Annotated in this window: 8 protein-coding genes; all 8 read right to left on the bottom strand. The window is 64.5% G+C overall.

Features of this window, described 5'->3' with window-relative positions; translation table 11 throughout:
- Positions 1-79: 79 nt before the first annotated feature.
- Complete coding sequence (locus ACYPYD_RS06065) at positions 80-1,753, bottom strand: acetolactate synthase large subunit (RefSeq protein WP_459662469.1); 1,674 nt, start codon at positions 1,751-1,753, stop codon at positions 80-82.
- A gap of 140 nt (positions 1,754-1,893) precedes the next feature.
- Entirely contained in the window at positions 1,894-2,832 is a 939-nt protein-coding gene (locus tag ACYPYD_RS06060; RefSeq protein WP_271184212.1) for a D-2-hydroxyacid dehydrogenase, read from the bottom strand.
- Positions 2,833-2,937: 105 nt separating this feature from the next.
- The gene (gene cysS, locus ACYPYD_RS06055) at positions 2,938-4,401 is read right to left on the bottom strand and encodes a cysteine--tRNA ligase (RefSeq protein WP_459662468.1); all 1,464 of its coding nucleotides are present in this window, start codon (positions 4,399-4,401) and stop codon (positions 2,938-2,940) included.
- A gap of 86 nt (positions 4,402-4,487) precedes the next feature.
- Positions 4,488-5,075: a hypothetical protein gene (locus ACYPYD_RS06050; protein WP_008830040.1), complete on the bottom strand. Its 588-nt coding sequence runs from the start codon at positions 5,073-5,075 to the stop codon at positions 4,488-4,490.
- Between the two features lie 12 nt (positions 5,076-5,087).
- A complete protein-coding gene (locus ACYPYD_RS06045; protein WP_459662467.1) occupies positions 5,088-6,284 on the bottom strand; it encodes a M48 family metalloprotease in 1,197 nt (398 codons plus the stop codon).
- 1 nt (position 6,285) lies between these two features.
- A complete protein-coding gene (locus ACYPYD_RS06040; protein WP_459662486.1) occupies positions 6,286-7,029 on the bottom strand; it encodes a hypothetical protein in 744 nt (247 codons plus the stop codon).
- 154 nt (positions 7,030-7,183) lie between these two features.
- The gene (gene cobT / locus ACYPYD_RS06035) at positions 7,184-8,998 is read right to left on the bottom strand and encodes a cobaltochelatase subunit CobT (RefSeq protein ID WP_459662466.1); all 1,815 of its coding nucleotides are present in this window, start codon (positions 8,996-8,998) and stop codon (positions 7,184-7,186) included.
- Positions 8,999-9,212: 214 nt separating this feature from the next.
- Positions 9,213-9,863: a fructose-6-phosphate aldolase gene (fsa, locus tag ACYPYD_RS06030; protein ID WP_211150040.1), complete on the bottom strand. Its 651-nt coding sequence runs from the start codon at positions 9,861-9,863 to the stop codon at positions 9,213-9,215.
- Positions 9,864-10,075: the final 212 nt, after the last annotated feature.

The raw sequence follows: 10,075 nt of genomic DNA, 5'->3' as shown, positions 1-10,075 counted from the left end.
GCGCGCTCAAAGCCCCCTCCGTCAGTCGCTGCGCGACTGCCACCTCCCCATCGCTACGCGACAGGGAGGATGAGCGCCTTCAGAGCGCCCGCGAGAGTTCCTTGATCGCGGTATTCAGGATGCGATCGTTCTCGGAATAATCGACCGGGCAGTCGATCAGATGCACGCCCGGCGTATCGCGGCAGTGCGCGAGCAGTTCCTTGAGGTGCGCGGCGCTCTCAACCCGGTAGCCATTGGCGCCGTAGCTCTGCGCATACTGCACGAAGTCCGGGTTACCATAGTTCAGCCCGAAGTCCGCGAAGCCCATGTTGGCCTGCTTCCAGCGGATCATGCCATAGGCATTGTCGTTCAGGATCAGCACCGTCAGGTTGAGACCGAGGCGCACCGCCGTCTCCATCTCCTGGCTGTTCATCATGAACCCGCCGTCGCCGCAGACCGCGAAGACCTTGCGCTCGGGATAGACCATCGCGCTCGCCATCGCCGAGGGCAGCCCTGCCCCCATCGTCGCCAGCGCGTTGTCGAGCAGCACCGTGTTCGGCTTCATCGCGCAATAGCCGCGCGCGAACCACAGCTTGTAGACGCCGTTGTCGAGGCAGACGATCGCATCGTCGGGCAGCGCATCGCGCACCTGCTGCACGGCATGGGGCGGGAAGATCGGGAAGCGCTCGTCCGCCGCCAGCTTCGCGGTGTGCTCGACCTCGGCGGCGCGGAAGCGCAGCATCGAATCGAAGTTCCACTTGGGCGAAGGCGTGATCGCCTCCTTGATCTGCCACATGGCGTTGGCGATGTCGCCGATCACCTCGATGTGCGGGAAGTAGACCGGATCCACCTCGGCCGTTTTGGTCGAGATGTGGATCACCGTGCGGTCATCGCGGGTGCCGTCGTTGTGCATGAAGAACGGCGGCTTCTCGATCACGTCGTGGCCGATGTTGACGATGCAGTCGGCGTCCTCGATCGCGCGGTGCACGAAATCGCCCGAGGACAGTGCAGCGCAGCCCAGGAACTTGGGATGGCGCTCGTCGATCACGCCCTTGCCGAGTTGGGTGGTGAGGAACGGAATGCCGGTCTTCTCGACGAACTCGCTCAACATCTTGCTGGTCATCTTGCGGTTCGCGCCTGCGCCGATCACGAGAACGGGACGCTTCGCCGTCTGCAGGGCATCGACGGCCTGGACGATCGATTTCACGTCCGCCGTCGGGCGCCGCACGATCGAGCGCGGAACGGGGCGCGAATCGGTGTGCTCGTCGGCGATGTCCTCGGGCAGTTCGATATGCGCCGCGCCGGGCTTTTCTTCCTCGGCGATGCGGAACGCCTCGCGCACGCGGCTCGGAATGTTGTCCGAGGACGCCATCTGATGCGCATACTTGGTGATAGGCTGCATCATCGAGACGACATCGAGGATCTGGAAGCGGCCCTGCTTCGACTTCTTGATCGGCTTCTGGCCGGTGATCATCAGCATCGGCATGCCGCCGAGCGTCGCATAAGCGGCAGCGGTGACGAAATTCGTCGCCCCCGGCCCCAGCGTCGAGAGGCAGACACCAGCCTTGCCCGTGTGGCGCCCGTAAGTGGCGGCCATGAACCCCGCGCCCTGTTCGTGACGCGTCAGGATCAGCTTGATCTGCTTCGAACGCGACAGCGAATCCAGAAAATCGAGGTTTTCCTCGCCCGGCACGCCGAAGATATACTCGACACCTTCCTGCTCGAGACATTCGATGAACAGGTCCGACGCCTTGCGCTTGTCGCTCTCGGCCATGATCCAGCTTTCCCTCTTCCTGCCGCCGGTCCCTGATGCCCGGCCGTCTTGATCGAGGCTGATACGCGATTCTGTTCAGGACCGTCCCTGATGAATTAATCAGCCTCGCCGTAGAAAATATCAGGCGGGGGCAAGCAGAGCTAGTAACCCTGCGCGAGATCGACCTGATGCGCCAGCGGCTCTCCGCGTAAATAGCGCCCGAGGTTACCGAGAAACCGCGCCGAGCCGCGCGCGAACAATGCATCCTGCGCGCGGCCGGACAAGTGCATGGAGATATGCACGTTCTCGCGCGACCACAGCGGATGGTCCGAGGGCAGCGGCTCGGGCGTGGTCACGTCGAGGAACGCCCCGCCCAGGTGCCCCGAATCGATCGCGGCGAGCAGCGCGTCCTGATCGATCACCGTACCGCGCGCGAAATTGAGCAGGACCGCGCCCGGCTTCATCGCCGCGAACTGCTCCGCGCCGAACATGCCGGTCGTCTGCGGCGTCGAGGGGACGATCAGGATCACCCAGTCGAACCGCCCGAGCGCGCCCTGCCATTCGTCCTGCCCGAGTTCGCCTTCACCCGGCGTGCGGCGCGCGGCGGTGACTTTGGCGCCGAATACACACAGCATCCCGGCGATCTTCGCGCCGATCTCGCCCGCGCCGATCACCAGCACTTCGCTGTCCAGCAACTCGCGCTTGCCCGGCGAATCGGGCAGCCATTCGTGGCGATCCTGCGCCCGCACGACCTCGCGCCAGCCCTTGGCCATCGTCAGCATGCCCATGAGCGCATATTCGGATACGCTCTGCGCATGGATTCCCGCGCCATTGGTCAGCGCGACGCCGCGCTCCCGGAAAAGGTCGAGCGGCAGCCAGTCCACGCCCGAGGACATAGCGCAATACCACTTGAGCCCGGTCATCAGGGGCAATGCCTCGCGGGCCTTGGGCGGCGCGATCATGTCCAGCCATGCCACTTCGGCGCGAGGTGCCAGCGCCATGAGCTGGTCGGCATCCTCGAACCACAGCGGCTCGACGCCTTCGGGCAGCTTGCCCTCCAGCCATGGGCGCGAGTTGGCATTGATCAGCGCGGCGGTCATGGGGCACTCCTAATCCGGGCAACTACAATAGCTTGCCAGCCTCGGAGCATCCGCGCGGGAAGACAAGGGCGGGTTCGGCATCCGCCCTTGCGTTCATGGCAACAATCAGGCCAGCTTCCATTCCCAGCCGAGCGGATCGCCGTCCATCGCCTCGACACCCTTGGCCGCAAGTTCGTCACGCAGGGCGTCGGAAGTCGCGAAGTCCTTGTCGGCACGTGCCTGCTTGCGGGCGGCGAGCACGTCCTCGATCTCCGCCTCGGTAATTGCCGCCGTCTTGGGACGCAGGCGCAGATCGGCGCGCGCGGTGCCGAACAGGTCGAGCCCGAGCACCGCGTCCATTGTCTCGACCACGGCGCGCTTGGCGGCGGGATCGACCTTCTTCGCGGCCAACACCTCTTCCAGCGCGGTCAGCGCGATCGCGGTGTTGAGGTCTTCGCCGATCGCCTTCTCGAACGTTTCGAGCATCGGCGCGAGCTTGGGATGCGAGGGTTCACCGGCTTCCACGTCGGCAAGACGCTCGGCGACGATGATCATGCGCTTGAGACGCACCAGTGCGGCCGCGAGACCTTCCCAGCTGAATTCCAGCTCGCTTCGGTAATGCGCCTGCAGGCACATCATGCGGTAGCCGAGCGGGTGGTAGCCCTTGTCGATCAGCAATTGCAGCCGCAGGAATTCGCCTGACGACTTGCTCATCTTGCCTGAGCGCTCGACAAGAAAATTGTTGTGCATCCACACCTTGGCACCGGAATTTGCGGGCACGTCGAGACCGCAGGAGTCTCCGGGGTTGCAGCAGAACGCCTGGTTCTGGGCGATCTCGTTGGGGTGATGGATCTCGCGGTGGTCGATGCCGCCGGTGTGGATGTCGAACGGAAAGCCGAGCAAATCGCCGCTCATCACCGAGCATTCGAGATGCCAGCCCGGCGCGCCTTTGCCCCAGGGTGAATCCCACTCCATCTGCCGCTTCTCGCCCTCGGGCGTCTTGCGCCAGATCGCGAAGTCGGCGGCGTTGCGCTTGCCGTCCACGGCCTCGATGCGCCCCTCGCCCTCCTCGGTGACGGCGCGCGCGAGGCGGCCGTAATCGGCGACGGTGGAGACGTCGAAGTAGAGACCGCTTTCCAATTCATAACAATGGATTGGCGCGATCTTCTCGGCGAATTCGATCATCTGCGGAACGTAGTCGGTGGCGATCGACCACTTCGCCGGCTGGCGGATGCCCAGCGCCTTGATGTCGGCCCAATAGGCCTGCGTGTAATGCTCTGCGATGTCCCAGATGGACTGGGACTGCGTGCGCGCCATCTTCTCCATCTTGTCCTCGCCCGCATCGGCATCGTCGGTCAGGTGGCCGACGTCGGTGATGTTGATGACGTGGGTGAGCTTGTAACCCTTGTGGCTCAACGTCCGGCCCAGAATGTCCGCGAAGACGTAGGCGCGCATGTTGCCGATGTGTGGGTAGTTGTAGACCGTCGGCCCGCAAGTATAGACGCGCGCCTCGCCCGGGTGGACGGGCTCGAACATTTCGAGCTTGCGGGTCAGGCTGTTGAACAGCGTCAGCTGGGATGCGTCGGTCATGCCTTGCCGAATAGGCAGCCCGGCGCGGCAGTCAAGCCGATGGCAGGTATAGGAGCAGCGCAAGGCGCCGCCCCCATACCGCAGGGTCAGAACTTCAGCGAGTCCACGATCTTGTGGTACGCCTCCAGATCCTTGCCGAAGTAATAGATCGAAGGCGCCTCGTAGGTGACAAGGTAGAGCTTCTTGTCGACCATCGTACCGATGGCCTCGCCCTTGCGCTCCACGCCATCCTCGTCGCGAACGTACGAATACGTGAAGCGAATTGCCTGCCTTCCACCTGCCGTCGTCACGTCCTGACTGTCGATCGCCATGCGGTTGACCTGGAACCGCGCGCGATAGGTGGATTCGAGCAGCAGAGGAATGTCGGGCAAAAGCATGGCACCATCAACCTTCGGGAGCGGCGCTTTCTTCTTGTTAGCTTCCCGATAGATGGGCATGCCGGCAGCCACGCCGCCGAAGAACGAGACCTTGTTGAGGTTGTCGCCGTCGCGCGTCCAGACTTCGACATTCGGTCCGCCGCTGAAGCTCAGCTTGTTCCACTCGCCGTCCGGAGAGGACGCGATCGACGACTTGGCGATCTTGGCGGTCGGGCCTGCCGCGATCAGCGAATTGGCGTGGACCGCAGGAGCTTGCATCGCCAGCGCGGCAAGCAGAACCAAAAGTACCTTCTTCATCTTTGCAAAATCCTATTTGGTGGCGACCAAAGCATTGATCATGCCGCGGTCGGAGGCATCCGGACTGCGTGTGAGGTATTCCTGAAGGGCGGTGCGGCCGTCGGCCTGTTCTCCGTTGCGCATGAGCGAGAGACCCAGTTCGCGATAGACGACCGGTTCGGCGTAGCCCTGGGTGATCGCCTCGCGGAAGAATTGCGAGGCGGTGGCAAGGTCGCGCGGGTTGCCCCGCGATCTGTATAGCTGGCCGCGTGCAAACAGCAGATCACCCGTCCAGCCTTCGACCCCCGACATCTTCTGGAGCAGGTATTCACTGCCGCCGAAGTCGTTCGCCTTGACCTGCGCGGCCAGAAAACGAGCGAGGTACGGGCGCATCGCATCCCGGTAGGCCTTGGCGCCATAGTCACCCGGATGCGGTTGGCGCATGGCTTCCTCTTGCAGGTAAGTCGCGCGGGCCAGCGAAGCCGGATGGGTATCGAAGAACCCCGACGAATACGCCTGCTTCGGCTTCAAGCCGCGCGAAATCGAGCGGGCGTCGTCCTCTCCCATCACGTAACGCCACACGTCGGCAGCGGCGGCATTGGGATAAGGCGAATTCGCCATGTAGCCGAGGCTGAGCATGTCGGCGGCGGCTTCCTGATCTCGGCTGAAGCGGTAGATACCGCCGATCACGCTCATCTGCAGCGCCGCCGGGCTTACCCCCGCCGCCGCGCCGAGAAGCCCCACCCATGCCGCGACATCGGTGGAACTGCGTGCCTGCTTGAACGCGCGCAGCCCATGGCGCAGCTCGAAATGCGCGAATTCGTGGCCGAGAATGGCCGCCAGTTCCGCTTCATTCTGCACCCTGAGCAGCAAGCCGCTCCACACCCGCATCGTGCCGTTTGGCGACATCGAGGCGTTGAACTGCGGAACTTCGAGGACATAGACCCGGACGCTGCGGCAGCGTTCCTGGCCCACGGCCTTGCACAGCACACCCTTCACGTAGCGGTTGAGGTCGTCCTCGTGCATGACGAGTGCGGAATCACGCAGCGTGCGTTCCTGCTCATCAGCCTCCATCCACAGTCCGCGTTCATCGACGGTCGTGGGTTCATAGGCCTGGACGTAAGGCGGAAGCGTGGTCGAGAAAGGGGGCGTTGCTGGCGGCGGCGGGGCAGTTCCTGCAAGCAGAACTCCCGCCACGGCCGCGCCGAACGCAACCGTCAGGCGGCCCATCTCACTTCACCGCTACCGGCACGCCGGCCATCCGCCCGGGAAAGCCCTCCAACAACTGGGTAACGCGCTTGATCGCGCCTTCGGGCGTGCGCACGTCACCGCCCATCTGGCGGTCGGCATTCAGCCAGACCAATTCACCGGTCTTAAGGTCCACCAGGCCGGCATGGCCCCAATGGACGCCGGACGTCACGCTGACACCAGCCATCGCGCTGAATATCTGCAGTGCCTTGCGGCCCGCTGATCCATACGAATCGTACGTATTGATTAACAAGGCATAGTCGGCATTCTTGAGCGAGCTGATCTCGGCGATGCCGGGGCCGACGCCCCATTCGAAGGTGTCCTTGCGCTTCTTGGTTGGAAGCCTGTTGCCGGGGAAGAACTGGAACTCGATCACCGAATCCGCCACGGTGCCGAACAGGTTCTCGTACTGCCCGACCACGCTGCCGTCGCTGCTTGTGCCCTCGTCGTAATCGACGACGACATTACCGAGTTGACCCTGCGCATCCTTGAGCGCCGTGCCCAGATTTTCCCGCGCTTGCGCCGTCCAGTCGGCGTTCGGTTCGTTCATGCCGCCCGTGGACTGTTCTCCGACGCGGATTGTGGGTCGCATCAGAACAATCCGCACGGTCCCCGGCTTGAGCGAGAAACCGGGCTTATTCCCAGTCTTTTCCTGAGCAACGACTTGCGCAGAACACAGAACTAGTACGCCCGCCAAGAGCGCACGCACGAAATGTCGCACATACATCATTATGATTCCCCCGTTTCACGCTGAAATTGCGCGATCTTTACGAGGGAGCAACAGAAATTTTCGAAGCAATGCCCGACCTGTAAGACTTTTTAGGTAGGAGGCTCGTAAATCTCCCAGCTAGATTGGCCCTGAACGGTCAGGACGGCAGGCATCACTCCTCCTCGAACAGCCCCGCGAGCTGCTCGATCATCGTGCCGCCGAGTTGCTCGGCATCCATGATCGTCACGGCGCGGCGGTAGTAGCGGGTCACGTCGTGGCCGATGCCGATCGCCACCAGCTGGACCGGGGACTTGCTCTCGATCCATTCGATCACGCGGCGCAGGTGCGCCTCCAGATAGCCCGCCGAGTTCACCGAGAGGGTCGAATCGTCCACCGGCGCGCCGTCGGAGATGACCATCAGGATGCGGCGGTCCTCCTGACGCGCCAGCATGCGGTTGTGCGCCCAGAGCAGCGCCTCGCCGTCGATGTTCTCCTTGAGAAGCCCCTCGCGCATCATCAGGCCGAGGTTCTTCTTGGCGCGGCGCCAGGGTTCGTCGGCCTTCTTGTAGACGATGTGGCGCAGGTCGTTGAGGCGGCCGGGGTGCGCGGGCTTGCCGTTCGCCAGCCAGCTCTCGCGGCTCTGCCCGCCCTTCCACGCGCGGGTGGTGAAGCCGAGGACCTCCACCTTCACGCCGCAGCGCTCCAGCGTGCGTGCCAGCACGTCGGCGCTGATCGCCGCGATCGAGATCGGGCGCCCGCGCATCGAGCCGGAATTGTCGAGCAGCAGGGTGACGACGGTGTCCTTGAACTCCACGTCGCGCTCGATCTTGTAAGACAGCGACTGCCCCGGCGAGACGACCACGCGCGCCAGACGCGCGGCATCGAGCAGGCCCTCTTCCTGGTCGAAGTCCCACGAGCGGTTCTGCTGCGCCATCAGGCGGCGCTGCAGGCGGTTGGCAAGGCGCGTCACCACGCCCTGCAGGCCCTTGAGCTGCGCATCGAGATAGGCGCGCAGGCGGGTCAGTTCCTCCTCGTCGCAGAGATCGGAGGCGCCGACGACTTCGTCGAAGGCTTCGGTGAAGACCTTGTAGTCGAAGCTATCCGGGATGTCCGTCCATGGACGGTTCGGGCGAACGGGGAGCATGCCCTCCTCGCCTTCCTGGCCGTCTTCGCCCTCCTCCATGTCATCGGAGGTTTCGCCTTCGGCCTCGCTCTCGCCCTCGTCGTCGCCCTGCGAGGGTTCGGCGGCCATTTCGGCGGGATTCTGGTCCTGCCCCTCTTCGCCGCCTTCCTCCTGCTCCTCGGTCTCTTCCTCGCCGTCCATGTCTTCCATGTCGGTGGGTTCCTGCGGCACTTCCTCCGCGCGGGTGAGTTCAAGGTGCTGCAGCATGTCGAGCGACAGGCTCTGGAACGCCTTCTGGTCGTGCAGCGAATTCGCCAGGGCATCGAAGTCGGTGCCGGCCTTGCGCTCGATCCACTTGCGGACCATTTCGACGCCGGGGCGCGCGATCTCGGGGATTTCCTGACCGGTCAGGCGCTCGCGCAGCAGCAGCGCAAGGGCTGCGGGGACCGGCACCGCGTCCGGCGTGTCGGCGCGGCTGATGGGATCGGACGTGATGCGCGTCAGCAGCGCGGCATCGAGATTGTCGCGCATGCCGTCATAGGCATTGGCGCCCAGCGCCTCGTAGCGCACCGTCTCCACCGCATCGAACGCGGCGCGCGCGGTCGGCTCGGCGGGGGCATTGCGCATGTGCAGCTTGTCGTCGTGATGCCGCAGCTTGAGCGCGAAGCTGTCGGCGAAGCCGCGCGCCTGCATCGCGGCGGCGCGCGGCAGGCTGCGGCCGGGCATCGGCACGCGGAAGGTGTTGCCGGTGGAACTGGGCGCATCGGCGGTCCAGTTCACTTCGACCTCCGCCTCCTGCGCGATGGCGCGCGAGGCTCCGGTGAGGACGGACTTGAAGCGATCGGTTGGGGATTCGTCGGACATTGCCCGAGGTGCCTAGCGCATTGGCGCGGCTGGCTCAAATGGGCGATGTGAGAGGGGGTGGTTTGGGGCGTGAGGCCGAAGCCCACCCCTGCCCCCTCCCGCAAGCGGGAGGGGAATGAGAGCACTGCGTCTTGCCGTCCCGCATGCGGGAGGGCCGGGAGGCTTGGCCCGCAGGGCCTAGCCGGACGGGGTGGGCAGACCCCGCCCCGTCAGGTCAGATCGACTGGCCGGTCTTGGCCCAGTCGGCCATGAAGCCTTCGATGCCCTTTTCGGTCAGGACGTGCTTGAACAGGCCCTTGATGACCGACGGCGGCGCGGTCATCACGTCGGCGCCGATGCGCGCGGCTTCCAGAACGTGAACGCCGTGGCGCACCGAGGCGACGAGGATCTCGGTCGCGAAGTTGTAGTTGTCGTAGATCAGGCGGATGTCGCTGATGAGCGCCATGCCGTCGAAGCCGTTGTCGTCGTGACGGCCGACGAAAGGCGACACGAAGGTCGCGCCGGCCTTGGCGGCGAGCAGCGCCTGGTTGGCCGAGAAGCACAGCGTCACGTTGACCATGGTGCCTTCGCCTGTCAGCGCCTTGCAGGTCTTGAGGCCGTCGATGGTAAGCGGCACCTTGATGCAGACATTGTCGGCGATCTTGCGGAGGATTTCGGCCTCGCGCATCATGCCCGCGTGGTCGAGCGCGACGACTTCGGCGCTGACGGGGCCGGTGGTCAGCTTGCAGATCTCGGCGGTGACTTCCATGAAATCACGGCCCGACTTGGCGATCAGCGAGGGGTTGGTGGTCACGCCGTCGAGCAGGCCGGTGTCGGCCAGTTCCTTGATGTCGGCGATTTCGGCGGTGTCGGCGAAGAACTTCATGGCGTGCGTATCCCTGCGGCGCCGCGATGGGGGCGGCGATTCTGCGCGCCCCTATAGGGAATGCCGCGCCGGGGTGCCACCCGTGTTGGCATGCGCGCACAACCGGCGTCATCCCAGCGAAAGCTGGGACCGCTGGCCTGTTACGGCCAACGCGCGTTCGAACCCAGCCCCGCCGAGGGTTGGGCTTGGCTCGGCCAGCGGTCCCAGCTTTC

This window comes from Novosphingobium sp. 11B (assembly GCF_054589055.1).
Note: the sequence above shows the minus strand (reverse complement) of the source record. Positions and strands in the feature narration are given on the sequence as shown.

Bases quoted from the DNA above. Each gene is read 5' to 3' on its own strand.
- ACYPYD_RS06050 (WP_008830040.1), bottom strand. From the start codon at position 5,075: ATGAAGAAGGTACTTTTGGTTCTGCTTGCCGCGCTGGCGATGCAAGCT.
- ACYPYD_RS06045 (WP_459662467.1), bottom strand. From the start codon at position 6,284: ATGGGCCGCCTGACGGTTGCGTTCGGCGCGGCCGTGGCGGGAGTTCTG.
- ACYPYD_RS06040 (WP_459662486.1), bottom strand. From the start codon at position 7,029: ATGTATGTGCGACATTTCGTGCGTGCGCTCTTGGCGGGCGTACTAGTT.
- cysS (WP_459662468.1), bottom strand. From the start codon at position 4,401: ATGACCGACGCATCCCAGCTGACGCTGTTCAACAGCCTGACCCGCAAG.
- fsa (WP_211150040.1), bottom strand. From the start codon at position 9,863: ATGAAGTTCTTCGCCGACACCGCCGAAATCGCCGACATCAAGGAACTG.
- ACYPYD_RS06060 (WP_271184212.1), bottom strand. From the start codon at position 2,832: ATGACCGCCGCGCTGATCAATGCCAACTCGCGCCCATGGCTGGAGGGC.
- cobT (WP_459662466.1), bottom strand. From the start codon at position 8,998: ATGTCCGACGAATCCCCAACCGATCGCTTCAAGTCCGTCCTCACCGGA.
- ACYPYD_RS06065 (WP_459662469.1), bottom strand. From the start codon at position 1,753: ATGGCCGAGAGCGACAAGCGCAAGGCGTCGGACCTGTTCATCGAATGT.